The sequence below is a fragment of the Mesorhizobium sp. B2-3-11 genome, assembly GCF_006442215.1.
Taxonomy (GTDB): Bacteria; Pseudomonadota; Alphaproteobacteria; order Rhizobiales; family Rhizobiaceae; genus Mesorhizobium; species Mesorhizobium salmacidum.
On sequence record NZ_VFVS01000034.1, the window covers coordinates 1 to 22,847 of the forward strand.

25 protein-coding genes and 1 pseudogene are annotated in these 22,847 nt (G+C 64.3%); 8 read left to right on the plus strand and 18 right to left on the minus strand.

Annotation, left to right across the window (positions count from 1 at the left end; translation table 11 throughout):
• Positions 1–74: 74 nt before the first annotated feature.
• A pseudogene (locus FJ960_RS28715) lies at positions 75–404 on the minus strand (DUF805 domain-containing protein); the annotation flags it as partial.
• 130 nt (positions 405–534) lie between these two features.
• Positions 535–2,403 carry a DEAD/DEAH box helicase gene (locus FJ960_RS28720; protein WP_140718493.1) on the minus strand — a complete coding sequence of 623 codons (1,869 nt, stop codon included), beginning with the start codon at positions 2,401–2,403 and terminating at the stop codon, positions 535–537.
• Positions 2,404–2,953: 550 nt separating this feature from the next.
• Between FJ960_RS28720 and FJ960_RS28725 the strand changes: the two genes are divergently transcribed.
• Entirely contained in the window at positions 2,954–3,988 is a 1,035-nt protein-coding gene (locus FJ960_RS28725; RefSeq protein WP_140510518.1) for an aspartate-semialdehyde dehydrogenase, read from the plus strand.
• Between the two features lie 225 nt (positions 3,989–4,213).
• Here the strand turns inward: FJ960_RS28725 and FJ960_RS28730 are convergent, their stop codons facing one another.
• Positions 4,214–4,621 (minus strand): ACT domain-containing protein, encoded by a 408-nt coding sequence (locus FJ960_RS28730; RefSeq protein WP_140510516.1) that lies wholly within the window; start codon positions 4,619–4,621, stop codon positions 4,214–4,216.
• A gap of 199 nt (positions 4,622–4,820) precedes the next feature.
• On the opposite strand from FJ960_RS28730, the gene FJ960_RS28735 reads away from it, so the two are divergent.
• Both FJ960_RS28735 and FJ960_RS28740 read left to right on the plus strand, forming a co-directional pair.
• Positions 4,821–5,231, plus strand: coding sequence for a DoxX family protein (locus tag FJ960_RS28735; protein ID WP_140718494.1), 411 nt, complete (start codon positions 4,821–4,823; stop codon positions 5,229–5,231).
• Positions 5,232–5,354: 123 nt separating this feature from the next.
• Positions 5,355–5,618: a YMGG-like glycine zipper-containing protein gene (locus FJ960_RS28740; protein WP_027146224.1), complete on the plus strand. Its 264-nt coding sequence runs from the start codon at positions 5,355–5,357 to the stop codon at positions 5,616–5,618.
• A 103-nt stretch (positions 5,619–5,721) separates the two neighbouring features.
• Here FJ960_RS28740 and FJ960_RS28745 read toward each other — a convergent pair whose 3' ends face one another.
• From FJ960_RS28745 to FJ960_RS28780, 7 genes are all read right to left on the minus strand, one after another.
• Positions 5,722–6,567 carry an acyl-CoA thioester hydrolase/BAAT C-terminal domain-containing protein gene (locus FJ960_RS28745; RefSeq protein ID WP_140718495.1) on the minus strand — a complete coding sequence of 282 codons (846 nt, stop codon included), beginning with the start codon at positions 6,565–6,567 and terminating at the stop codon, positions 5,722–5,724.
• A 149-nt stretch (positions 6,568–6,716) separates the two neighbouring features.
• The gene (gene rpsP / locus FJ960_RS28750) at positions 6,717–7,118 is read right to left on the minus strand and encodes a 30S ribosomal protein S16 (RefSeq protein ID WP_027146222.1); all 402 of its coding nucleotides are present in this window, start codon (positions 7,116–7,118) and stop codon (positions 6,717–6,719) included.
• A 49-nt stretch (positions 7,119–7,167) separates the two neighbouring features.
• Positions 7,168–7,494 (minus strand): chorismate mutase, encoded by a 327-nt coding sequence (locus tag FJ960_RS28755; protein WP_027146221.1) that lies wholly within the window; start codon positions 7,492–7,494, stop codon positions 7,168–7,170.
• A gap of 7 nt (positions 7,495–7,501) precedes the next feature.
• Positions 7,502–9,088 (minus strand): signal recognition particle protein, encoded by a 1,587-nt coding sequence (ffh, locus tag FJ960_RS28760; protein WP_140718496.1) that lies wholly within the window; start codon positions 9,086–9,088, stop codon positions 7,502–7,504.
• 393 nt (positions 9,089–9,481) lie between these two features.
• A complete protein-coding gene (locus FJ960_RS28770; protein ID WP_140718497.1) occupies positions 9,482–10,435 on the minus strand; it encodes a type II CAAX endopeptidase family protein in 954 nt (317 codons plus the stop codon).
• Between the two features lie 175 nt (positions 10,436–10,610).
• A complete protein-coding gene (locus FJ960_RS28775) occupies positions 10,611–11,207 on the minus strand; it encodes a DUF1236 domain-containing protein (protein ID WP_140510507.1) in 597 nt (198 codons plus the stop codon).
• Positions 11,208–11,270: 63 nt separating this feature from the next.
• Positions 11,271–12,365, minus strand: coding sequence for a putative zinc-binding metallopeptidase (locus FJ960_RS28780; protein WP_140718498.1), 1,095 nt, complete (start codon positions 12,363–12,365; stop codon positions 11,271–11,273).
• 293 nt (positions 12,366–12,658) lie between these two features.
• Here FJ960_RS28780 and FJ960_RS28785 point away from each other — a divergent pair, with 293 nt between their 5' ends.
• Positions 12,659–13,456 (plus strand): lytic transglycosylase domain-containing protein, encoded by a 798-nt coding sequence (locus FJ960_RS28785; RefSeq protein ID WP_140718499.1) that lies wholly within the window; start codon positions 12,659–12,661, stop codon positions 13,454–13,456.
• A gap of 372 nt (positions 13,457–13,828) precedes the next feature.
• Here the strand turns inward: FJ960_RS28785 and FJ960_RS28795 are convergent, their stop codons facing one another.
• Entirely contained in the window at positions 13,829–15,052 is a 1,224-nt protein-coding gene (locus FJ960_RS28795) for an argininosuccinate synthase (protein ID WP_140718500.1), read from the minus strand.
• 192 nt (positions 15,053–15,244) lie between these two features.
• On the opposite strand from FJ960_RS28795, the gene FJ960_RS28800 reads away from it, so the two are divergent.
• A complete protein-coding gene (locus FJ960_RS28800) occupies positions 15,245–15,886 on the plus strand; it encodes a LysE family translocator (protein WP_140718501.1) in 642 nt (213 codons plus the stop codon).
• On the opposite strand, the gene FJ960_RS28805 is transcribed toward FJ960_RS28800, so the two are convergent.
• Genes FJ960_RS28805 through rlmN form a run of 3 tightly spaced genes read right to left on the minus strand, consistent with a single transcriptional unit; the run spans position 15,858 to position 18,018 of the window.
• Positions 15,858–16,340 carry a hypothetical protein gene (locus tag FJ960_RS28805; RefSeq protein WP_140510499.1) on the minus strand — a complete coding sequence of 161 codons (483 nt, stop codon included), beginning with the start codon at positions 16,338–16,340 and terminating at the stop codon, positions 15,858–15,860. The genes FJ960_RS28800 and FJ960_RS28805 overlap by 29 nt on opposite strands.
• On the minus strand, positions 16,340–16,786 hold the full coding sequence (locus tag FJ960_RS28810; RefSeq protein WP_140510497.1) for a hypothetical protein: 447 nt from the start codon (positions 16,784–16,786) through the stop codon (positions 16,340–16,342). Before FJ960_RS28810 ends, FJ960_RS28805 begins: the two co-directional genes overlap by 1 nt.
• Entirely contained in the window at positions 16,783–18,018 is a 1,236-nt protein-coding gene (gene rlmN, locus FJ960_RS28815) for a 23S rRNA (adenine(2503)-C(2))-methyltransferase RlmN (RefSeq protein WP_140718502.1), read from the minus strand. Before rlmN ends, FJ960_RS28810 begins: the two co-directional genes overlap by 4 nt.
• 244 nt (positions 18,019–18,262) lie before the next feature.
• Between rlmN and FJ960_RS28820 the strand changes: the two genes are divergently transcribed.
• Both FJ960_RS28820 and FJ960_RS28825 read left to right on the plus strand, forming a co-directional pair.
• A complete protein-coding gene (locus tag FJ960_RS28820) occupies positions 18,263–18,562 on the plus strand; it encodes a hypothetical protein (RefSeq protein WP_140510494.1) in 300 nt (99 codons plus the stop codon).
• 199 nt (positions 18,563–18,761) lie between these two features.
• The gene (locus tag FJ960_RS28825; RefSeq protein WP_140718503.1) at positions 18,762–20,117 is read left to right on the plus strand and encodes a chloride channel protein; all 1,356 of its coding nucleotides are present in this window, start codon (positions 18,762–18,764) and stop codon (positions 20,115–20,117) included.
• Between the two features lie 54 nt (positions 20,118–20,171).
• Here the strand turns inward: FJ960_RS28825 and FJ960_RS28830 are convergent, their stop codons facing one another.
• From FJ960_RS28830 to FJ960_RS28840, 3 genes are all read right to left on the minus strand, one after another.
• A complete protein-coding gene (locus FJ960_RS28830) occupies positions 20,172–20,675 on the minus strand; it encodes an invasion associated locus B family protein (RefSeq protein ID WP_140510920.1) in 504 nt (167 codons plus the stop codon).
• 285 nt (positions 20,676–20,960) lie between these two features.
• Positions 20,961–21,323: a YkvA family protein gene (locus tag FJ960_RS28835; protein WP_140718504.1), complete on the minus strand. Its 363-nt coding sequence runs from the start codon at positions 21,321–21,323 to the stop codon at positions 20,961–20,963.
• Between the two features lie 139 nt (positions 21,324–21,462).
• Entirely contained in the window at positions 21,463–21,759 is a 297-nt protein-coding gene (locus tag FJ960_RS28840) for a 4a-hydroxytetrahydrobiopterin dehydratase (RefSeq protein WP_140510918.1), read from the minus strand.
• A gap of 50 nt (positions 21,760–21,809) precedes the next feature.
• On the opposite strand from FJ960_RS28840, the gene FJ960_RS28845 reads away from it, so the two are divergent.
• On the plus strand, positions 21,810–22,328 hold the full coding sequence (locus FJ960_RS28845) for a low molecular weight protein-tyrosine-phosphatase (RefSeq protein ID WP_140510916.1): 519 nt from the start codon (positions 21,810–21,812) through the stop codon (positions 22,326–22,328).
• Here FJ960_RS28845 and thpR read toward each other — a convergent pair.
• The gene (thpR, locus tag FJ960_RS28850) at positions 22,232–22,828 is read right to left on the minus strand and encodes an RNA 2',3'-cyclic phosphodiesterase (protein ID WP_140510914.1); all 597 of its coding nucleotides are present in this window, start codon (positions 22,826–22,828) and stop codon (positions 22,232–22,234) included. The two genes, FJ960_RS28845 and thpR, sit on opposite strands and share 97 nt — an antisense overlap.
• Positions 22,829–22,847: the final 19 nt, after the last annotated feature.

Below are 22,847 nucleotides of genomic sequence, written 5' to 3' on the forward strand. Positions count from 1 at the left end.
CCATCGAGGCAGCCGAATGCAAGAACTACTTCGAAAACGCCGGATACGCTTCCGTCAAAACATGAAAGACTCTAGCCCCAGAGATCACTGGGTTCGGCGGTTGCGCTCTCGCTGGATCGGCCGAAATGCTGCGCCTGCGGTGCGCGGGCCGCGGGTGCGGTGCCGGCTCGAGCCGGAGCGGCGTTTATGCCGGCGGCCACGGTCGAGCTCGCGGTGGTTTGGCCGGCGATCGAAAAGACGTCTCGCGCCTGGCCGCCGCCCGCCTGGAACTCCACCACTGTCCCATTGGGCATCGCGGTTTGCCGGCGCAGGTTCTCGCGGGTGAAGGTGTAGCGGTTGCCATCGGCGCCGGTGATGAAGCCGAAGCCCTGATCCTCGTCATAGTGAAGCACTTCGCCGCGCATCGCCCGCTCCCTTGTCGCCACGTCCCTGCCAAGATGTGGCACAGGGCCGAACCGATGGGCAAGCCGCCCATAAGCTACCGCCTTCGCGGCAAATGACGCAAAAATCAGCAGCGAGGCTTTCGCGTCGGTCTTACGACGGCCGCTTCTTCGTCTTCTTGTGCTTAGGCGCGCCGGTATTTTCGAATTTCGGCTTGCCCGGCTTTTTCGCCCACGGCTTTGCCTCATGCGCGGCTGCCGGGCGCTGGTCGGCGGAAGCCGGTGCACGCTTCTCGAACTTGCGCTTCGGCGCGTTCGGGTCGAACGGCGCCTTGCCGCGATGCGGTTTCTTCTCGGGGCTGGGCGGCTGATAGCCGGCCCGCGACAAGTCGGGCGTGCCGTCCAGCCGCCTCACCACGATGTTGCCCTGCAATTTGCGGTCGGGGCCGATCGCGGCGAGAAAACGCTCGGCCCAGTCGGCGGCGATCTGCACGAACGTCTCTTCCGGCTGCATCTTGATGGCGCCGATCTCACGCTTGCTGATGCTGCCGGCACGGCACAGCATCGGGATCAGCCAGCGCGGCTCGGCATTTTGCCGGCGTCCGACCGACAGCGAGACCCAGACGCTGTCGCCGAAATCGTCGCGGCGGCTGGGCGCCTCGTCGCGGTGCGCAAACTTTTCGCCCGCCAGCCTTTCGCGCGAAGGTGTGAAAGGCGCGACGTCCATCAGATCCTCGGGCGCGGAGCGGCTGGCGCGGCACTGGCGCACAAAGGCGGCCGCCACCTGTTCGGCACCATGCCGGCTAAGAAGCGCGTCGATGAACGCACGCTCGTCGTCCTTCACCGGTTCGTCGAAAGCCGGATCGGCAAGGATGCGCTCGTCGTCGCGCCGCATCACGTCGTCGGCCGAGGGCGGGCTCGCCCATGTCGCCGTCAGCTTGGCGCTTTGCAGCAGCCGCTCGGTGCGCCTGCGGGCGCTATTGGGCACGATCAGCGCACTGACGCCCTTGCGTCCGGCACGTCCGGTGCGGCCGCTGCGGTGCAGCAGCGTTTCCGGATTGGTCGGCAGGTCGGCGTGGATCACCAGTTCGAGGTTGGGCAGGTCGATGCCGCGCGCTGCCACGTCGGTGGCGATGCAGACTTTCGCGCGGCCGTCGCGCATCGCCTGCAGCGCATGGCTGCGTTCGTTCTGGCTGAGTTCGCCCGAGAGCGCGACGACGGAAAAATTGCGGTTGTTGAAGCGGGCCGTGAGATGATTGACGGCGGCACGGGTGTTGCAGAACACCAGCGCGTTCTTGGCCTCATAGAAACGCAGCACGTTGATAATGGCGTTCTCGCGGTCGGCCTGGGCGACATTCAGCGCCCTGTATTCGATGTCGAGATGCTGCTTTTCCTCGCCGGCGGCCGAGATGCGCACGGCATCGCGCTGATAGCCCTGGGCGAGCGTGGCGATGGAGCGCGGCACGGTGGCGGAAAACATCAGCGTGCGACGGTCGGCCGGTGCGGCATCGAGAATGAATTCGAGGTCCTCGCGAAAGCCGAGATCGAGCATCTCGTCGGCCTCGTCCAGCACCACGGCCTTGAGCGTCGACATGTCGAGTGAATTACGGGTGATGTGGTCGCGCAGCCGGCCGGGCGTGCCGACGACGATATGGGCGCCGCGCTCCAGCGTCCGCCGTTCGGTGCGCATGTCCATGCCGCCGACGCAGGATGCCACCGTGGCGCCGGTCGGCTCGTAGAGCCATTCGAGCTCGCGCGTCACCTGCAGCGCCAGTTCGCGCGTCGGCGCCACCGCCAACGCCAGCGGCGCCGCTGCCGGGCCGAAACGTTCCGCGCCGTCGAGCAGCGTCGGCGCCAGGGCAAGGCCGAAGGCGACGGTTTTGCCCGAGCCGGTCTGTGCCGACACCAGAGCGTCGGCCTGCCCGAGCTCCAGCACCGCCTTCTGCACCGGTGTCAGGTCGGAATAACCGCGTTTCTCCAGCGCTTGTGCCAGCGCGGGAACAATACCTTCGAAGTTGGACATCTCATTCTTTCGGAATTCAGGGTTCTGCGCTCATCATGGAGCACAAGCCGGGGCTGGCGCCGTGCCAGCCAAACAATCTTGGCCGTTCGTACTTCCTGCCGCCCTTTTTGTACAGGGCAGGCGCGCAGCGCCAAGACGGTTGAGGGGTGTTCCAGCGGAGTGAGGCGTTGGTGTTCCCTGGAGCACCCCCATCCGACCTCGCTTCGCTTCGCGAGGCCACCTTCTCCCACAAGGGAGAAGGGAGAACCGCATTGCGCCCCGCGATTGACTCCTGCCGCAAACCGCGTAAAAGCCGGCATCGAACGGGATCAATCTCGATGCGCGGCCTTTTGATGGCTCTTCTTGCCTTCGACGTCCCCGGCCACATCAGTGGGGCCGGACGCGTTGGTGCATCTTACCGTTCGACCAAAACTATGGCCAAAACCACCACCAAAACGGTGTGATTCCCTTGGCCTAACCACCCTCTCCCGGGTCCGGCCCGGGGGACGGAACCCGCACTTGGCCGGCGGGTTTTCTCCAAGAACCAAGCGGAGAGGGACAGGAGATTTCTATGAGTTTCAAGGTTGCAGTCGTCGGCGCCACGGGCAATGTGGGCCGGGAAATGCTCAACATTCTGGAAGAGCGCGGCTTTCCGGTCAGCGAAGTCGTGGCGCTCGCCTCGCGGCGCAGCATGGGCACGGAAGTGTCGTTCGGCGACCGCACGCTGAAGGTCAGGCCGCTCGACCAGTATGATTTTTCCGACACCGACATCTGCATCATGTCGGCCGGCGGCAACGTCTCCAAGGAGTGGTCGCCGAAGATCGGCAAGCAGGGCTGCGTCGTCATCGATAATTCATCGGCCTTCCGCTACGACCAGGACGTGCCGCTGATCGTGCCCGAGGTGAACCCGGACGCGATCTCGCTGTTCACGCGCAAGAACATCATCGCCAACCCGAACTGCTCGACGGCGCAGCTCGTCGTGGCGTTGAAGCCGCTGCATGATGCCGCCACCATCAAGCGCGTCGTCGTCGCCACCTACCAGTCTGTATCCGGCGCCGGCAAGGAAGGCATGGACGAACTGTTCACGCAGACGCGCGCCGTGTTCGTCGCCGACCAGGTCGACGTCAAGAAGTTCACCAAACGCATCGCCTTCAACGTCATCCCGCATATCGATGTCTTCCTCGACGACGGCTTCACCAAAGAAGAGTGGAAGATGGTTGCCGAGACCAAGAAGATGCTCGACCCCAAGATCAAGCTGACGGCGACCTGCGTGCGCGTGCCGGTGTTCATCGGCCATTCGGAAGCGGTCAACATCGAGTTCGAGAAGCCGATCACCGCCGACGAGGCGCGCGACATCCTGCGTGAAGCACCTGGCTGCCAGGTCTTGGACAAGCGCGAGGATGGCGGCTACATCACGCCGCTGGAATCAGCCGGCGAGGATGCCACCTTCATCTCGCGCATCCGCGAGGATTCGACCGTCGACAACGGCCTGTCGATGTGGATCGTCTCCGACAACCTGCGCAAGGGCGCGGCGTTGAACGCGGTGCAGATCGCCGAACTGCTGGTCGAACGCGGGTTGATCCAGCCGAAGAAGAAGGCGGCTTAGTTTTCGCTCACGGGCCGTATCGCCGCTGCCGCGGCGGGCCCTCCGCGAGGGCGCCGGACGACCGGCGGCCCGCCGTCGCGGGCTTGGCCTTTCGGCCGGATGCCTTTCCTTCTCCCCGTTTACGGGGAGAAGGTGCCCGAAGGGCGGATGAGGGGCAGCGCCGGCCATACCGATTTGGCGCTGCCGAGTCATGAGATTAGCCGTCAAAGCCGCTCTGCGCCGATTTCAACTCGCGCTATCCATACTCAGTTCGCGCAGCACCGCCATCGCCTCCTCCGCCCGCCCGGCCGGCACAAACAGATGGTCGTGGTAAAACCCCGAGACTGGATTGACGCCCATGCCGGCGGCGGCGAGGCGTGCGGTGATGGCGGCGAGGAAGCCGACGGCTTCGAGCGATGAGTGGATGTTCAGCGTGATCATCCGGCAGCGGAACGAAGCCTCCAGCCCCGTGGTCCGGGCGGCTTCCTCGGTCACGATCAGCGTCGTACCCTCGCGCTCGCGAAACACCATCACCGGCTCCAGGCCTTCGGGCTGCGGCACGTGCGGCGCCAGCGTGGCAAAGACATAGGTGCCATCAAGCAATTCCGGCGTCATCGACGCCAACAATGTCCTCAGATCGGTCTCGCCGGTCATTTGTCGTCTCGCCTGGTGCACTGCCCGCTCCTCAATAGCCCGCCATGGACGAATGCCGATAGCTCTGCTGGCAGCAGAGTCGCAGCATGGTGGAAATCGGCGCCAAGACAAATCCAGACACGTGTCGGATCGCCGCCTCACGGCACGTCCTTGGTTCGATCCCGCTGAACACGGGGCTAACCATCAGGAGGGACCACCAATGAGCATTTCTCAAACCGCGCCTGTCTCGTCCGGCGCCCTGTGGACCGGCCGCGTGCTCAGCGGCCTCATCATCCTGTTCATGATCTTCGACGGCGCCATCAAGCTGCCACCGCTCGATATCGTCACCCAGACGATGGTGCCGCTCGGCTGGCCGGCCGACGCCAATGTCGCGCGCATGCTGGGCATCATCGGCCTGGTCTCGACCGCGCTCTACACCCTGCCGCGCACCTCCGCGCTCGGCGCCATCCTGCTCACCGCCTATATGGGCGGCGCCATCGCCACCAATGCGCGTATCGGCAGTCCGCTGTTTTCGCACACGCTGTTCGGCGTCTATCTCGGCATCATCCTTTGGGGCGGCCTCTATCTGCGTGACCCCAAAGTGCGCGCTCTGATCCCGTTCAGCCGGTAGCCGTTCCGCGCCAATCGCTGCCAGGTGTCGTCGCGATCTTCATTCTTCTCGGGATCAAATTAGCCGTCTGAGAGTTAGGGATTTGGCGGCGAGACGGCGATCCGCATGTGAGAGGAACGACAAATGAAGAGAATCCTGACTATTCTGGTACTGACGACGGCGCTCGGCGCCTGTTCGCAAACGGAAAAAGGTGCTGCCGTCGGTGGCCTCGGCGGTGCCGCGGTTGGCGCGGCGGTCGCCAATAATCCGGTGCAAGGCGCGGTTGTCGGCGGTGCCGTCGGGGCCGTAGCCGGTGCGCTGATCGGCCGGGCCAGCGAACCGGGCCGTTGCCGCTATCGCGACCGCAATGGCCATACCTATGTCGATCGCTGCCCAAGCGGTTATTGAACGACCGCATGCCAAAAATGAAGAGCAAACGGCGGGCTTTTGACCCGCCGTTTTCGATCGATGAATTGGCTGCAACTCGTTTGAGGCACTATCACGGCGCGCGCTACAGGAGCTCCCGGACGTATCGCCAGGCGTCCCGCCCCAAACCCGCGTCGGCGCGGTCATTGCCGCCATGGGCATGCGAGCTTGAGCGCGGCGTGTTTTCACCCGGCAGGAGAATGCGGTGGCCGGCGTCGGGAGCCGAAACGAGGCGCGTGGCCTTTCCGGCGTCTTTTCGACGCCGGACGATCGATCGAGCAAAATCCAGGGATGGCCACAGGGCGTCGCCGCCGCCCGCGACCAGCACGATCTCCGCCGAAATAACCTCGACGGGAATGGCGGCCCTGTCCGCTTCCTGTTTGAATCTTGCCAGGCAGTGTTCGAAAAGCCCTCGATAGGACACAAGGCCATCGAGGTAGCATGCCTTCCAATCCGGGTCGGTTGGAACAAACGGGCATGGAACCCCGTTCAGCGTCCATGACGACCGCTCGGGCCAACTGATGCCGTCGCGGCCCGGCCCGATGTTGCCCCAGACCACCGATGTCGGGCTGATCGCGACCACGGCATCGATGCGCGGGTCATGCGCTGCCGCGAGCAAGGATGCCTCGGCGCCCTTGGATGTGCCGACATAGACGATGCGCCGGCACCCCAATCCGACAAGCCAGTCGGTCGCGGCGAAAAACGTCTCCAGGGGGATTTCGCATATGCCTGGGACCTGGCCTTCGCCGCCGAACCAGCGGAGGGCAAGGGCAGAGACGCCCACATCGGCAAACAGTCGTGCGCGCTCGACATCGACGCGGCCGCTCGATCCGCTCAACACCACGACACCTGTCGTGGCATCGACGCATCGCAACAGGGTTCCGGCGACGCCGCCGGACAGGATTTCCTCCGCGACTGCTCGTTCGTCCATCCGATCCTCAGCCGGAAATCAGAAGCTTTCCCAAGGAAAAATCAGAAGCTTTCCCAAGGAAACAGCAAAGGGCAGGTGAGTGACAATTGCAAACAGCAAAACGGCGGGCACAGGCCCGCCGTTCTGTTTGCGCAAGGAATAGGAAGCGATTACTCGGCGGTGGCGGCTTCCGCTTCGGCTGGTGCGGCAGCGGCCGCGGCGACGGCGGCAGCGGCGTCGTCCTGGGCCTTCTTCAGCAGGGCGGCGCGTTCTTGCGCCTTCTTGCCGGGCTCGGCCTTCTTCGGGTTGGAGCGGGCTTCGCGCTTGGCAAGGCCGGCTTCATCGAGGAAGCGCAGAACGCGGTCGGTCGGCTGGGCGCCGTGCGACAGCCAATGCTTGACGCGGTCGGCGTCAACCTTGATGCGTTCGCCGTCCTTCGGCAGCAGCGGGTTCCACGAGCCGAGCGACTCGATGAACCGGCCGTCGCGGGGCGAACGGGCGTCGGCGACGACGACGTGGTAGTAAGGACGCTTCTTCGAGCCCGCACGGGCCAGTCTGATCTTCAGTGCCATTTTCTTTTCTCCTAAAAGCTCTGATTTCGTTGATTGTTCAGGCTGGTTGTCAGCCGGTTTTCGTCACGCCGTTGGCAGCGGCGATCTGTTCGTGGTGCCGGATCACTTCGCGGACGACGAAGTTGAGGAATTTTTCCGCGAAATCCGGGTCGAGATGCGCATCTTTCGCAAGCTGGCGAAGACGGGCGATCTGCTGCTGCTCGCGCGCCGGGTCGGCCGGCGGCAGGCCATGCTCGGCCTTGAGCATGCCGACCGCTTTGGTGCAGCGGAAGCGCTCGGCCAGCATATGGATGAGGGCGGCATCGATGTTGTCGATCGAGGCGCGATAGCCGGCCAGGATGGTGCGGGCGTCGGCCATGTCCTTTTCTTCGTTCATAGCGTCCTCACTTTTTCTTGCCGAGACCGGGCAGGCCGCCACCACCGCCAAGGCCGGGAAGCTTCATGCCGCCAGGCAGGCCGGGCAAGCCGCCGCCTGGGGCGGGCAAGCCCTTCATGCCACCGAGGCCGGCGGCCTGCGCCTGTTTCTGCAAGGCTTCGAGCTGCTTGGGATCCATCTTCGACAGGTCGGGCATGCCACCGCCCATCATGCCGCCCCCGGGCACCATGCCGCCAAGGCCCATCTTGGAGGCGAGGCCGCCCATCATGCCGCGCATCAGCCCGCCGCCTTTGCCCTTGCCACCCATCGCCTTCATCATGTCGGCCATGCCGCGATGCATCTTCAAGAGCTTGTTGATCTCGGCCGCATCGGTGCCGGAGCCGGCGGCGATGCGCTTCTTGCGCGAGTGTTTCAGTATATCGGGATTGGCGCGCTCGGCCTTGGTCATCGAGGAGATGATGGCGAGCTGGCGGCCGAACATCTTGTCGTCGAGGCCGGCGGCGGCCATCTGGTCCTTCATCTTGCCCATGCCGGGCATCATGCCCATGATGCCGCCCATGCCGCCCATCTTCGACATCTGCTGAAGCTGCTGGGCGAGGTCGTTCAGGTCGAACTTGCCCGACTGCATCTTCTTGGCCATCGCCGCCGCCTGCTCGGCGTCGATGTTTTCCGCCGCCTTCTCGACGAGCGAGACGATGTCGCCCATGCCCAGGATGCGGTCGGCGATGCGCTTGGGGTGGAATTCCTCCAGCCCGTCCATCTTTTCGCCGGTGCCGATCAGCTTGATCGGCTTGCCGGTGACGGCGCGCATCGATAGCGCGGCACCGCCACGGCCGTCGCCGTCCATGCGGGTCAGCACCAGGCCGGTGATGCCGACGCGCTCGTCGAAGCTTTTCGCCAGGTTGACGGCGTCCTGGCCGGTCAGCGAATCCGCGACCAGCAGGATCTCGTGCGGGCTCGACACCTTCTTGATTTCGGCCATCTCGACCATCAGCGGCTCGTCGATATGGGTGCGGCCGGCGGTGTCGAGGATGACGACGTCATGGCCGCCGAGCTTGGCCGCCTGCACGGCGCGCCTAGCGATATCGACCGGGTTCTGGCCTGCTATCACAGGCAGCGTCGCGACCTTGACCTGCTCGCCGAGCTGGCGCAACTGCTCCTGCGCGGCGGGGCGCCGCGTGTCGAGCGAGGCCATCAGGACCTTCTTGTTCTGCCGCTCGGTCAGGCGCTTGGCGATCTTGGCCGAAGTCGTCGTCTTTCCGGAGCCCTGCAGGCCGACCATCATGACGACGACCGGAGCAGGCGCGTTGAGGTCGATGGCGACGCCCTCGGCGCCCAGCATGTCGACCAGCTCGTCATGGACGATCTTGACGACCATCTGTCCGGGCTTGATCGACTTCAGCACGGCGGCGCCGACGGCCTTCTCGCGCACCTTGTCGGTGAAGGAACGCACGACCTCCAGCGCCACGTCGGCCTCGAGCAGCGCACGGCGCACCTCACGCAACGCCGCCGAGACATCAGCCTCGGAAAGCGCGCCGCGGCCGGTCAGGCCGTTCAGGATGGAGCCAAGGCGCTCTTGCAGGGACTCAAACATTGATCAACCCACCGCGCGAGAGCGCCTTGGAATCATAGTGATCCCTGTCGGGCCGATGGCCCTCCACGCCTCTTGTGCGCTGCTGCAGCGATTCAAACATTCGTTTTCCTTTCCCTGGCACCCGGATGGTGCCCGAGAGGTAATGCGTTCGCGCCCAGTCTCCAAGCAAAAGCCAGTCCAAGCAAAAGCCCAAAACCAAAAAGCACCCGGGGGCGCACAGCGCTGCCGGGTGTTGGCCTCCAGGATCTGTTTACAGCACTTGGCCTCAAGAGGCTTCGGCGTCCTGGTCGGCTTGCTCGGAGGGATACTCGTCGCGGAATTGGTGGGCTGTAGACAGGAAATCGACGCGAGAGTCAAGGCAAGGCCGGTGTCGCGCCGTTTCCCGGACCGCGATCAGGCCGTACCCACGGCGTTCGGGACCTCGGCCGAGACCCTGAGCGGCGAGCGTGGGTGCAGCAATAGAGCAATCGTCAGCAAGCTGCAGGCGATGCCGATGAGGGCGATGAGAATTGCATCCGACATCATCCATCCCGACCCTTCGAGCGGCTTGGCGGTGAACAAGGCGAAGGAATTGTAGCTCTGCTGATGCGAGATCAGCAGGAAGCCGGTGAGGTTGTTGCCGAGATGGGCGCCAAGTGCTGCGCCGAGATTGCCGGTGGCGTAGACCATGAGTGTCAGAAGCAGCGCGAAAGCGGCGATCGAAACCAGCACGCAGGCATTGATGGCGGCCGACGAACCGCCGCTCCAGTGCAGCGAGGTGAACAGCAGGCCGGGCAGCAGCGCCCAGATGAAAGGGCTGCGGAACCGGCTGGCGAGGCCGCGCAGCAGATAGCCGCGAAACAGCACCTCTTCCGACGAGGTCTGCAGCAAGGTGAGCGCGACGATCGGGATCGCGAACAGCAGCCAGGACGACAGGCTGATCGTGCCGCGAGCGATCCCCGGCGCTAGCAAATAGAGCAGGATTTCGGACAAAGCCGAGGTGATCAGCACCGCGATCAGACCCTTGAGGAAGTCCGGTCGCGATACGCGGCGGCCGGTGCCGAGGAGGGCCGACAGCGGCTCGTCATGCACCCAGCGCATCGCGATCCACAGACCGATCCAGATCCCGGCGAAGGAGGTGAGCGCGCAGACGATGCCAATGGGCGAGGCGAGAAAACCCTCCATGCCATATGGCGAAGCCGTCACCTGCCAGGCGAAGTAGACATGTGTGCCACCCAACAGCACGGCCGCGGTGGTGGCGCCCCAGAGCAGGACGACGATCAGCGTCCCCAGAAATAGACGCAACAAAGTCGTCCTGGCGTTCGGCGTGTTGCGATAGCGCTCGAAGGCAGTGTCGTCGATTGTCACGCTTGTCCTCGATCCGAATCCATCGCTGCTTGATCCAGCTGTCCTTGATCTAGCCGATGGCCTCGGGAATCGGAATCGATATCGCAAACGGATCGTGCGGCACCCAAGCGCCGTCCGGTGCCGGCACGGTCTTCCTAGTGTCGTCAGCCGCCGCTTCGGCGACCTCTGGCCTCTGTCAACGCACCACGTACATGATGCGCCGGGTCTGCGGGTCGACCAGCGTCGGCTGACCGTTCACGTAGACATAGCGATACTTGTAGTCGGGAATTTCGCGCAACTCCACGGTGTCGGGCAGGGTTGCGCCGGTCACCACCTCGCCTTCGAGATAGACGGGGTCGAGGCGATGGGTGTCGACGTAGGTCCTGACCTCGGCCGGAGGCCGGACGACGGTGTCGATCGGCTCGCCGGTGACGATCGCTCCGGTGTACTCGGTGGAATAGTTGCCGATGTCGTCCGGCGGCGAGACGACGGCAACGGCGGAGCGACGCTGCGTCAGCACCACGCGGCTGCCGCCGAAATCGGCGGTGACGTAGTCGGAATAGACCCAGCCCTGGCCGCCGGCTTCTGCGATCGTGCACCATTTGCTGTTTTCGATGCAGCCATTGAGCGTCGCCGACTGGCCGGCGGCCAGCACGCCGATCACCGGATATTGCGGACCCGGGCCAGCGCGCACGTTGAGATCGGTGACCGCCGATACGGCGGTGTCCGCCAATGCGGCGCCCGACATCATGGTGAACACTCCGGCGATTGCGGGAAACAATACGGATTTCATGGTTTCTCTCCGTTTTCGTGATCCCTCGGCTGTGAAAACGGGGCAGCGGCGCATGCGTTCCGGTTAAAACGCGCGAGCCAACTCACGATTTCCCGTGTCTTTCGGCAAGCTGGTCACAAGATCGTGAACAAAGGCCAGTTTCTGCGCCGTCACGTCCGAAATGACGAAGGGGTAGAGGTCGGGCAGGCCCATGCAGCGGTTGATCGAATTGGAGGCTTCCGACAGCACCAGCCAGCGGGCAAGAATCTTGTCGAAGGGCTCGGGCGTCTTTGCAGGCTCCGACGGCGCTGCCTGCAGCCCGCCACCAGTATCGCCCCGGGGCAGTTCGGCCGCCTCCACCGTCTCCAGCCGGCCGAGCGGGAAGTTCAACGCATGGACCATCTCCAGCGTGTCAGTGATGTGCAGATGGTGAGCCCAGGTCTCGGCCCAGTCCTCCCACGGATGCGAGGTGGCGTAGGCCGAGATGTGGTCTTGCTGCCAGTCGGGCGCGGCGCCATTGGCGTAGTAGGCCTTCAGCGCCTGTTCGTAGTCGGCGCGTTCGTCGCCGAACAAAGCGCGGAACGCTTCCAGCCCTTGCGGATCGTCGCGGATCAGGCGGTCCCAGTAATAATGGCCGAGCTCGTGGCGGAAATGGCCGAGCAGCGTGCGGTAGTTCTCGCCCATCTCGACGCGACGTTTTTCGCGCTCGGCTGAATCGGCCTCGGCGACGTTCAGCGTGATCAGGCCATTGTCGTGGCCGGTGAGAATCCGTTCGCCGCCCGGGCCACCGCCGATCGGATCGGCGAGGAAGTCGAAGGCCAGCCCGATCTCGTCCGTCGGGCTTTGCTTGGGCGCCACCGGAAGGCCGAAGGCGAGCAGCGAATAGATGGCGCGCTTCTTCGCCGCCTCGACGCGGATCCAGCGGCGGCGGTTGCCGTCGACCGAGAGGTCGGGGATCAGCTGGTTCAGCACGCAGGCACGGCAGAAGACCTGCCCCGGCTCGGCCATCCAGTTGCAGGCGCATTCGTCGGCATTGGTGCACTGGATGGCGCCGTCGACGCCGGACAGGACAAAGCGCGCGCGCTCAGGATCATAGAGCACGAGACTGCTGCAGTTCAGGCACTGGGCGTTCTCGAAATAGAGACGGTGGCCGCAATGCGGGCAGTCGAAAAGTTTCATCTCGGTCTCAATTCATCAGAAGGGCACAGGATGCATGGCGGCCCGTGCCCAAACGCGAGCCACCGGCCGGTGTTCCGCGGTCCGGCGAGACTATCTCGCTTCGCTGGTCCAGGCGCTCCGATGCGGTCCACGGCCGGCATCAACGTCTTTCATGCATGGCCTCGCCATAATAATCACTTGATCGTAGGCAAATTCCCCGGCATTCGCCAGCATCGCGCCACAGACGGTGACAAATGTGCCTTTCGCTGGCAAATTCGCAATCGGGACGTGAATCAGGCAACCAGGAGAACAACATGGCATTTCTTGCCAAGGGTAGGATTTTAGCAGCCGCGGTGGTGGCGGTGCTGGGGCTGGCAACGGGCGCGCAAGCGGCGGCCAGCTGCGGCAAGACCGGCGCCGGCTTCGATGCCTGGAAACAGGATTTCGCCGCCGAGGCCAAGTCCGAAGGTGTCGGGTCGAGGGGGCTGGCCGCTCTGGCCGGCGCGACCTATGCAACAAGGACCATCTCCGCCGACCGCGCTATCCACAAGGCGTTCAGCGGCTCGGTGGACGATTTCATGAAGCGCCGTGGCGGGTCCGCTATTATTTCCAAGGGCCGTTCGCTGAAGAAGTCGAACGCGGCGCTGTTCAACCAGATCGAACAGAACTACGGCGTGTCGCCGGGCGTGCTGCTCGCCATCTGGGGCATGGAGACCGGCTTCGGCGCCTCGATGGGCAACCAGAACACGGTCTCCGCCATTTTGACGCTTGCCTATGATTGCCGCCGCCCCGACTATTTTCACCCGCACGCCATCGCGGCCCTGAAGCTGGTTGATCGCGGCGCGTTGACCGCCTCGTCGGTCGGCGCCATGCATGGTGAGATCGGCCACACGCAGTTCCTGCCCGGAAACGTCCTGAAATATGCGGTCGGCAGCGGAAACCTGCGCGACAAGGCCACCGCTTTGGCCTCCACCGCCAACTTCCTCAAGGGTCACGGCTGGCGGGCTGGCGCCAGCGCGCAGTCGAATATAGGCGCGATCGCCGGCTGGAATTCCGCAAGCGTCTATCAGCAGGCCATCGCCCGCATCGCCACCGCGATCGACGCCGACTGATCGAAATCTCTCAACAATTCCAGGGAAGGTGTGAAACGATTTCCGTCAGGAGTTGTGTCTAAGCAACATCTCGATGGCGAGCCCGGTCACGGGCTCTCTTCGAGCGTTTGCGCTGCCCCTCATCCGCCTGCCGGCACCTTCTCCCCGTATAGTGACGGGGAGAAGGGATTTGCGGCGATGTTGGCGCTCGTTCTGCAGCGCTGGCGATTGACGAAAGCGTTGATTATGGCGTTTTTCTCCCCGTCACTATACGGGGAGAAATGCCCGGCAGGGCAATGAGGGGCGGCGCCAACATCGACAATTAACGAGTTGGCGGGACGCGGTTCCTGCCGCCCAGCGGCACCAGGCATCGACCGGGACAGCGCATTCCGTCTAGCTGTTGCGGTTGCGCGCGGCCAATGTCCGCAGCCTCAGCGCATTGAGGCGGATGAAGCCGGCAGCGTCCTTCTGGTCGTAGGCGCCACGGTCATCCTCGAAGGTGACCAGCGCGTCGGAATAGAGCGTCTTCCCAGACTTGCGGCCGGTGACCATGACATTGCCCTTGTAGAGCTTCAGCCGCACCATGCCTTCGACGTCTTCCTGGCTCTTGTCGATCATCGCCTGCAGCATCAGGCGCTCGGGCGAGAACCAGAAGCCGTTGTAGATGAGCTCGGCATAGCGCGGCATGAACTCGTCCTTGAGGTGCGCGGCACCGCGGTCGAGCGTGATCGATTCGATGGCGCGATGGGCCACGATCAGGATGGCGCCGCCGGGCGTCTCATACACGCCCCGCGATTTCATGCCGACGAAACGGTTCTCGACAAGGTCGAGCCGGCCGATGCCATTATCACGGCCGAGATCGTTGAGGGCGGCCAGCATGGTCGCCGGCGACAGTTTCTTGCCGTTGAGAGCGACCGGGTCGCCCTTCAGGAACTCGATCTCGATCTCGGTGACGGCATCCGGCGCGTCCATTGGCGACACGGTGCGCTGATGCACGAATTCCGGCGGTTCCACCCATGGATCCTCCAGCACCTTGCCCTCGGACGAGGAGTGCAGCAGATTTGCGTCGACCGAGAACGGCGCATCGCCCTTCTTGTCCTTCGGCACCGGGATCTGGTGCTGTTCGGCGAAGTTCATCAGGTCGGTGCGCGACTTGAACGACCAGTCGCGCCACGGCGCGATGACCTTGATGTCGGGGTTGAGCGCGTAGGCGGAAAGCTCGAAGCGAACCTGGTCGTTGCCCTTGCCGGTGGCGCCATGGGCAATCGCGTCGGCGCCGGTCTCCCTGGCGATCTCGACCAGGTGCTTGGAAATCAGCGGCCGTGCGATCGAGGTTCCCAGCAGATAGGTGCCTTCATAGACGGTGTTGGCGCGGAACATCGGGAAGACGAAGTCGGATACGAATTCCTCGCGCACGTCGACGACGCGGATGTCCTTGATGCCCATCATCTCGGCCTTGCGGCGCGCCGGCTCCAGCTCGCCGCCCTGGCCGAGATCGGCGGTGAAGGTCACGACTTCGGCGCCGAGTTCGGTCTGTAGCCATTTCAGGATGATGGATGTGTCGAGGCCGCCGGAATAAGCGAGCACGACCTTCTTGACGTCTTTGATCTTGGACATTTGGCAGTTCCACGACAGGAGTTCTAGGCGCGCGAGGTATCACGCCGCTTCCAGGCTGCGCAAGGGATGAACACGAGGCAGGTGGGTGACCCAGGATCGAGCAGGGCTGGATCAGCACGCTTGCCGTTCGGCCGCTGGCAAGAAGGGGCGGCATCCTCTATAGCCTGACGTCCCCAACCCAAAGGCCTGCCCATGTCCTTCATTCCCGACACCGCCACGCTGGTCCAGTTCGCCATCGCCACCGTGATCCTGGCGATCACGCCAGGCCCTGACATGACGCTGTTCGTGTCGCGCACGCTGAGCCAGGGTCGGGCCACCGGCTTTGCCTCGATGGCCGGCGCGCTGTGCGGCACGCTGATCCACACCACGCTGGTGGTGGTCGGCGTCTCGGCGCTGATCGTCGCCTCGCCTATGGCTTTCTTCGTGCTGAAGATCTTTGGCGCCGGCTATCTCGTCTTCCTGGCCTGGCAGGCGATCGCCAAGGGCTCGGCCTTTTCGCCGGAAAAGAAGACGGGCCCGCAGATCTCGCTGCTGCGCAGTTGGGCCGCGGGGCTTGGCGTCAACTTGCTCAATCCGAAGATCATCCTGTTCTTCATGACCTTCCTGCCGCAATTCGTGTCCGCGCACGATCCGAATGCGCCCGGGAAGCTGTTCTTCCTTGGCTCCATGTTCATTGTGCTGTCGATCCCGGTGACGGCACCCATGGTGCTGGCGGCGGAAAAATTCTCGGCGGCGATGAAGGCCAGCCCACGCGTGACGCGGGTGGTCGACTATCTCTTCGCCGGCGTGTTCTCGGCCTTCGCGCTCAAGATCCTGACGGCCCAGGCGAAGTAGGAGCTTTCTCGTCCTTCCACCAGCTTCCGGCCCAGCGGCCGGCGCTGAGCCAATAGAAGATGCCGCCGACCATGCCACCACCGAGCACCGCCATGATCGCGCTGGTCTCGGTGACGGCAAAAGCGGAATCGCGGATATTGTCGACGAGGCCCAGGAAAACCCCCGACACCAGCGCGCCCGCCAGCGCGTAGAACAGCCAGTCGCGCCGGCCGAGGATTTCGGCAATCAGGATGACGACCGCGGCCGGCATGAAGCCGAAATAAGCGACAAACAGGGCGACGAAAGGAATTGAAAAATAGAGCGATGCCGTCGCCGCCGGATGGGCTTGCGCCGGCGCGTAACCGAGCGAGGCCAGGAACAGGATGTTGAGGAAGGCGCTCGCCGCCAGCGAGGCGATGGTGTAGCCGAATAGGATGACGGCGAAGCGCACGATATAGGCGACGAGACGGTTCATCAGGGATCACGGCCCGTGAGATGACCGGACTTGTGTCCAGCCAGAAGCCAGTAGACCCAGCCGGCGGCAATACCGGCCGCGGCCAGAAAACCGAGGAAGCCCGGATTGAAAACGAAGCCGCCGGCGGAGCCTGGGACAAAAACACCGAAGGCGATCGACGTGACCGCGCCCGTGACGGCAAAGTAGAACCATCCTCGCAGCGCCAGCCGTTCGGCGACGAAGATCGCTGGGCCGACGATCAGCAGCGCGCAGATCGCCACGGTCAACACGGCGAGCGGGAAGGAGGCCAGCCAGTCGAATGTGAAAATGATCGACCAGTTGCCGTCCTCGATCCCGGCCAGAAGAACGATCAGCAGCACCGGCACCAGGATGGAGGTGAGCACAGCGGCGACGTAGCCGACTGTTATGATGGCGAAGCGCTTCGAGCAGGCGACGAGACGGCTCACACCTCGCCGTGCCCCGCGATCATCATGGCTTCCAGCGCCAGCCGGTCGACCTTGCGCATGCGCTCCGATTCCGACTTCAGCTGGCCGCAGGCGGCCAGGATGTCGCGGCCGCGCGGCGTGCGGATCGGCGAGGCATAGCCGGCATTGTTGATATAGTCGGCGAACTTCTCGATCGTCTCCCAGTCCGAGCACTGGTAGTTGGTGCCAGGCCACGGGTTGAACGGGATCAGGTTGATCTTGGCCGGAATGCCCTTGAGCAGCTTGATCAGCCCCTTGGCGTCCTCGATGGAATCGTTGACGTCCTTCAGCATCACATATTCGAAGGTGATGCGCCTAGCGTTGGACAGGCCGGGATAGGCGCGGCAGGCGGCGATCAGCTCCTTGAGCGGATACTTCTTGTTGATCGGCACCAAGAGGTCGCGCAGGTCGTCATTGGTGGCATGCAGCGAGATCGCCAGCATGACGCCGATCTCCTCGCCGGTGCGGAAAATCTCCGGCACGACGCCGGAGGTCGACAGCGTGATGCGGCGCTTCGACAGGGAAAGTCCGTCGCCGTCGGAGGCGATCAGCAGCGCCTTCTTGACCGCCTCGAAATTATAGAGCGGCTCGCCCATGCCCATCATGACGACGTTGGATACTTTCCGGCCCTCGGCGGGCACGATGGCGCCATCCGGCGTGCCGCGGTCGGGGAAGTCGCCAAGCCGGTCGCGGGCGGTGAGCAACTGGGCGAGGATTTCCTCAGCCGTCAAATTGCGCACCAGCTTCTGCGTGCCGGTGTGGCAGAACGAGCAGGTCAGCGTGCAGCCGACCTGCGAGGAGATGCAGAGCGTGCCGCGGCCTTCCTCGGGGATATAGACGGTTTCGATCTCGACCGGCCGGCCGGCGCCGCGCGGCGGAAAGCGGAACAGCCACTTTCGCGTGCCGTCGGCGGAAATCTGCTCCTCTACAATCTCGGGCCGGGCGACGGTGAAATGCCTGTCGAGCTCGGCGCGTAGGTCCTTGGAGATGTTGAACATGCCGGCGAAGTCGGAAACGCCGCGTACATACATCCAGTGCCAGAGCTGCTGTGCGCGCATTTTTGCCTGACGCTCCGGCACGATGCCTGCAGCGACCAGGGCCTCCGCGAGCTCGGCCCGTGTCAGGCCAATCAGCGACGGTTTTTCGGCCGGCATGGCGCGGGTACGCAAGGCGTCACGGGCACCTTCGGCGGTGAGGTCGAGTGAAAGGGTCATGGTTGCACAGATATAAGCGGTTTACGGCCGATTTCATCCATCGTGCCTGATCTCAAGCGGGGCGCATAGCACAGCTTGGCGGCAGAGTCATGCCGCGGGCGATCGGGCGGCCTGTCCCGCCGCCGGGCAGTGGTGCTCCCCCAGTGCGCGATCGATCACATATTCGTGTCAGCGTAACGGCCGGCGCGCCATCCGCGAACCCAGAGTGGGGCAACTGTGCCCCTGCACAATGGGAGTATGCGGAATGAAATCGATCAAGCTCGCCGTCATTGCCGGCCTCGCCGCCCTGTGCGCCTCGCAGGCGTTCGCCGAGGACACGATGGGCACCATGACCATGATGAAAGGTGGGCAAGTAACGGCGATCATGCCGGACGGGCACATGGGCACCATGATGCCGGACGCGAAGATGGGCGCCGATATGATGAAGATGGCCAAGCCGATCAAGCACTGCATGATGATAATGACCGACGCCAAGGGCAAGGCGTATATGATCGACACGTCGACCAAGAAGGCCCAGGCCGAATGTGAAAAAATGGCCATGTGACGATCTCGCAACGATTGCCCGCCGGCCTGGAGGTCGGCGGGTCGCGGAGCTTTCACTTCGATTGACGGAGGCGCTCTCTGGATCATCCTCACGAGCGGACGCCCAACACCGCGGCCCGTTGATCCCGGCCGATCGTCAGACTCTTGCTTGATCGGTGTCATGCCTGTGTTAGGGCTGGGTTTTCCCCGCGAGGACAGACATGGCCGGCCAATCGCGAAGACATCCCATGCTGCGGCGTTCGCGCGCCATGTGGGCCTCGCGCCGCGTCTGGCAGCCGCGCCTGGTGTTCTGGGCCGGTGCGATCTCGATCGGCCTGATCAGCGTGTTGTTTGCCGTGCTGGCCGACAAGGCACAGGCGCTGTTTCATGTGGTGATCGGCAATGATGGCGGCTGGCGCTTCTATCTGCCACTGGCGATCACGCCGCTCGGCTTTGTCCTGTGCGCGTGGCTGGCGCACGCCTTCTTTCCGGGCTCGCAAGGCAGCGGCATTCCGCAGGCGATCGCCGCCCGGCACCTGCGCGACGACGACGACCGCAGCCATATCCTGTCGCTCAGGCTGGTGGCGGGCAAGATAGCGCTCACCCTTGTCGGCCTGTTCTGCGGTGCGTCCATCGGCCGCGAGGGGCCGACCGTGCAGGTCGGCGCGTCGCTGATGCTGCAGGCGGCGCGCTGGGGCGGCATGGCGCAGGCGCGGGGCCTGATCCTGGCGGGATCGGCCGCCGGCATCGCCGCCGCCTTCAACACGCCGCTTGCCGGCATCGTCTTTGCCATCGAGGAAATGGGCCGCACCTATGAGGCGCGCACCAACGGGCTGGTGCTGACGGCGGTCATCCTGGCCGGCCTCGCCTCGCTCGGCGTGCTCGGCAACTACACCTATTTCGGCCTGTCCAAGGAGACGATCTCGTTTGCCGTCGACTGGCCGCTGGTGATCGCCTGCGGCGTCATCGGCGGCGGCTTTGGCGCCTTGTTCTCGTTGCTGGCGTTGAAGGCGACGCGGCGTATCCGGCGCTGGAGCGCACTGCAGCCGCTGTGGCGCGCGCTGCTGGTGGCGGCGGTCTGCGGACTGGTGGTGGCGGTGATCGGCATCGCGTCGGGCGGGCTGACCTTCGGCACCGGCTACGCGCAGGCGCGCAGCGCGGTCGAAGGCACGCCGCTGCCCTGGTTCTTCTTCGCCGAGAAATTCGCGGCCGGGCTGCTGTCGATGATTTCAGGCATACCCGGGGGCATCTTCGCGCCCTCGCTGGCGGTCGGCGCCGGCATCGGCAGTTCGCTCGGCCAGGTGTTCGGCAGCGGCGCCGGCGTCGCGGCGCTGCTCGGCATGGCCGGCTATTTCGCTGGCGTGGTACAGGCGCCGATGACGGCCTTCGTCATCATCCTCGAAATGACCGGCAATCACGACAATGTCATCGGCCTGATGCTGGCCTCGATGCTGGGTTACGGCACGGCGCGCCTGATTTCGCACGAGCCGCTCTATCACGCCCTGTCGCGGGTCTTCATCGCCGAAGCGATCCGGCGGCGGCGGGCGGAAGCCGCACCGGAATCAGGCCACGGCTGAAAAAGCAAAAGGCCGGGGTTGCGGCCCGGCCTTTGGTTCAAAAACGAAGATAGCCTATTTGCACTTGGCGATCGAGGACAGCGCCGCCGAAATGCCCTTCAGCGAAAAGACATAATTCGTGGGATTGCCGCGGCCCGACTTCGCCGACACCTTCATGTCGGTGCCGGTCTTCATCGCCGCGATCAGCACCGGTTCCTCGGCGGCGTTCTCGACCCAGGCCGATTTTCCGCGCGTGAACATCGAGAAGCTCTTCTTGTCGATGGTGACGGTGGCCTTGGAGCCTTCCTGGAAATTGTAGCCGGCGATGAACTGCGGCTCATAGGATACCTGTTGGCCGGGCCGCTGGCTGACGAAGAAGAACATGTCGCCATGGTCGAGCGTCGGCGGCTGCTTGTCGGTCGGCACGGTCAGCACGTAGCAGACCTTGCCGCCCGACGCCTGGTAACTGTAGGTGCCCCAGGCATTGTGCTGGCCGATCTTGGTCGCCTGCTGCGCCAGCGCCGGCGCTACCGAGGCCGCCAGGACCAGGCTCGAAACTAGTGCAATCAATCCGCGCATCGTTTTTCCCGTATTCCAAATGGTGCGGAGGCGGGCCGCGTGGCGTCCTGCCGTCGCTTCATTTTGATTTAATCTGGGTTACCAAACGGTGAAGTTCCCAAGAGAAAAGGACCTTCACCCCAGGAAACCGCCGCCATTTCCGCGCCGCCGCCTTGTCAGCGGCCGGCACGGCGTCCCTTTGGCGACTTGGAGGCCACGAAAACGGCAAGAGTTTGACTTTTGACCCGCCGCTGAACGCCCCTGTCCAGGGGCTGAGCCGACGTGGCGGGTTCGGCGGGCGGGACTTTAGCCCTTGTCGGCGATGGCGTCCTTGGCGGCCTGCCGGTGCGCCGGCGTGATATGGGCGCTGACGGCGGTGATCGCGGCGGTCAGCACGGCGATGTCGTCGGTGAAGCCGAGGCCGAAGATGAAGTCGGGGATGAGGTCGACCGGCAGGACGAAGTAGCCGAGCGCGGCCACCAATATGCCCTTGGCGCGCAGCGGCGTTTTCTTGTCCATGGCGCAGTAATAGGCGGCGACGACGTCTTCCATGAACGGAATCTGCCGCGCGGCCTGCTTGGCAGTGCGCCAGAACTTTTCGCGCACTTCGCGCTCGCCGCCCAGTCTGTCGCCAAAGCCGAAGAAGTCAAAACCGGATTCTTGCGCCATCAATCTCTCCTAGAGGGTCCCATGCCCATACTGGCGCATGCCCGCGGATCAAAATGTGGTGAAAGCCGAACCCGGCTGCAAGATGCGGGCGCCGATTTGGCGGGTCCGCGCCGGGCCCGTGAGCATGGCCAGTCCGCGTTCAGCCGCCGAAATAGCGGTTCATCTTCTTGGCCAGTTCGATATCGAGCGCCGTGACGCCGCCGGCGTCATGCGTGTTCAACGTCACGTCGACGGTCTTGTAGACATTCGACCAGTCGGGATGATGGTCCATCTTCTCGGCGGCCAGCGCGACACGGGTCATGAAGGCGAAGGCTTCGGAGAAATTCTTGAAGGTGAAGGTGCGGGCGATCGAGGCGCCGTCCTTTGCCAGCGCCCAGCCGTCAAGCGCCGCAAGCGCTGCTTCGGCGGCTTCCCTGCCCAGTTTCTCTCTCGTCATGTCCGCTTCCCGTGCTATTGCGCTGGAGTAGCCAGCATAGCGCCGGATCCATGATAGCGAAGCCCATAAATTCCATTCTTTTCGTCTGTCTCGGCAACATCTGTCGATCGCCGCTGGCGGAAGGCGTCCTTCGCGCAGTGCTTTCGGAGCGCGGATATGGCGGGGATATCGTGCTCGATTCGGCCGCGACCGGCGGCTGGGAGGTCGGCTCCGCTCCCGATCCGCGCTCGATTGCGATCGCGTCGCGCCACGGCATCGACATCTCGCGGCAGCGGGCGCGCAAGATCGTGCCGGAGGATTTTCACCGCTTCGACCTGATCTTCGGCATGGACCGGTCCAACGTCCACGACCTGAAGGCGCTGGCGCCGGCAGCAGTGCGCGATCGCATCCACCTGTTCCTGGACTTCGCCGAGGGAAGGCCGCGCGATGTGCCGGACCCCTATTATGGGGACCGGGAAGCGTTTGCTTCGGTCTATCGCATGATCCGCGAGGCGTCGGAGGCGCTGGCGACACGGCTTGCGGCGCGCGTATCGACGCCGGACAGCGGCCAGGCTTCCTCGACGACATAAGGGCCGCCGCCGACCGAATCACGCGACGACATCAGGACGAAGCGGCCGATGCGGAACGGCAGCGTCGAGAAATTGCCGCGCGCCGACAGATATTGGGCGACGTCGAGCGGGCTCGAATTGCGCAGGCGCGCCAGCGTCACATGCGGCATGAACTTGCGCGGATCGGCGGGAATGCCGAGCCGTTGGCAAATGCGCTCGATCTCGGCCTGAAGGGCGGCCAGATCGGGCGAGGGGGAAGCGCCCGCCCACACCGCATGCGGCTTCTTCTGGCCGAAAGCGCCGACACCCGACAGTGCCAGCGAGAAGGACGGGCGCTGCACCCGGTCGAGCGCATTGGCGATCTCGTCGGCGACATGGCCTTCGACATCGCCGATGAAGCGCAGCGTCAGATGGTAATTTTCGACGTCGATCCAGCGGGCCCCGGGCAGGCCGCCCCGGAGCAGGGACAGCGAAAGGGCGGCATCACGCGGAATTTCGAGGGCGGTGAAAAGACGCGGCATGAAGAGCCTCCCTTCCTCG

Excerpts from the sequence above, each read along its gene's own strand:
- ffh (WP_140718496.1), bottom strand. The coding sequence starts at position 9,088 with ATGTTTGAGTCCCTGCAAGAGCGCCTTGGCTCCATCCTGAACGGCCTG.
- FJ960_RS28740 (WP_027146224.1), top strand. The coding sequence starts at position 5,355 with ATGAAGAGAATCCTGACTATTCTGGTACTGACGACGGCGCTCGGCGCC.
- FJ960_RS28780 (WP_140718498.1), bottom strand. The coding sequence starts at position 12,365 with ATGAAACTTTTCGACTGCCCGCATTGCGGCCACCGTCTCTATTTCGAG.
- FJ960_RS28820 (WP_140510494.1), top strand. The coding sequence starts at position 18,263 with ATGAAATCGATCAAGCTCGCCGTCATTGCCGGCCTCGCCGCCCTGTGC.
- FJ960_RS28755 (WP_027146221.1), bottom strand. The coding sequence starts at position 7,494 with ATGAACGAAGAAAAGGACATGGCCGACGCCCGCACCATCCTGGCCGGC.
- FJ960_RS28745 (WP_140718495.1), bottom strand. The coding sequence starts at position 6,567 with ATGGACGAACGAGCAGTCGCGGAGGAAATCCTGTCCGGCGGCGTCGCC.
- FJ960_RS28725 (WP_140510518.1), top strand. The coding sequence starts at position 2,954 with ATGAGTTTCAAGGTTGCAGTCGTCGGCGCCACGGGCAATGTGGGCCGG.
- rlmN (WP_140718502.1), bottom strand. The coding sequence starts at position 18,018 with ATGACCCTTTCACTCGACCTCACCGCCGAAGGTGCCCGTGACGCCTTG.
- rpsP (WP_027146222.1), bottom strand. The coding sequence starts at position 7,118 with ATGGCACTGAAGATCAGACTGGCCCGTGCGGGCTCGAAGAAGCGTCCT.
- FJ960_RS28730 (WP_140510516.1), bottom strand. The coding sequence starts at position 4,621 with ATGACCGGCGAGACCGATCTGAGGACATTGTTGGCGTCGATGACGCCG.
- thpR (WP_140510914.1), bottom strand. The coding sequence starts at position 22,828 with ATGCCGCGTCTTTTCACCGCCCTCGAAATTCCGCGTGATGCCGCCCTT.
- FJ960_RS28720 (WP_140718493.1), bottom strand. The coding sequence starts at position 2,403 with ATGTCCAACTTCGAAGGTATTGTTCCCGCGCTGGCACAAGCGCTGGAG.
- FJ960_RS28785 (WP_140718499.1), top strand. The coding sequence starts at position 12,659 with ATGGCATTTCTTGCCAAGGGTAGGATTTTAGCAGCCGCGGTGGTGGCG.
- FJ960_RS28845 (WP_140510916.1), top strand. The coding sequence starts at position 21,810 with ATGATAGCGAAGCCCATAAATTCCATTCTTTTCGTCTGTCTCGGCAAC.
- FJ960_RS28775 (WP_140510507.1), bottom strand. The coding sequence starts at position 11,207 with ATGAAATCCGTATTGTTTCCCGCAATCGCCGGAGTGTTCACCATGATG.
- FJ960_RS28735 (WP_140718494.1), top strand. The coding sequence starts at position 4,821 with ATGAGCATTTCTCAAACCGCGCCTGTCTCGTCCGGCGCCCTGTGGACC.
- FJ960_RS28840 (WP_140510918.1), bottom strand. The coding sequence starts at position 21,759 with ATGACGAGAGAGAAACTGGGCAGGGAAGCCGCCGAAGCAGCGCTTGCG.
- FJ960_RS28835 (WP_140718504.1), bottom strand. The coding sequence starts at position 21,323 with ATGGCGCAAGAATCCGGTTTTGACTTCTTCGGCTTTGGCGACAGACTG.
- FJ960_RS28795 (WP_140718500.1), bottom strand. The coding sequence starts at position 15,052 with ATGTCCAAGATCAAAGACGTCAAGAAGGTCGTGCTCGCTTATTCCGGC.
- FJ960_RS28830 (WP_140510920.1), bottom strand. The coding sequence starts at position 20,675 with ATGCGCGGATTGATTGCACTAGTTTCGAGCCTGGTCCTGGCGGCCTCG.
- FJ960_RS28800 (WP_140718501.1), top strand. The coding sequence starts at position 15,245 with ATGTCCTTCATTCCCGACACCGCCACGCTGGTCCAGTTCGCCATCGCC.
- FJ960_RS28805 (WP_140510499.1), bottom strand. The coding sequence starts at position 16,340 with ATGAACCGTCTCGTCGCCTATATCGTGCGCTTCGCCGTCATCCTATTC.
- FJ960_RS28825 (WP_140718503.1), top strand. The coding sequence starts at position 18,762 with ATGGCCGGCCAATCGCGAAGACATCCCATGCTGCGGCGTTCGCGCGCC.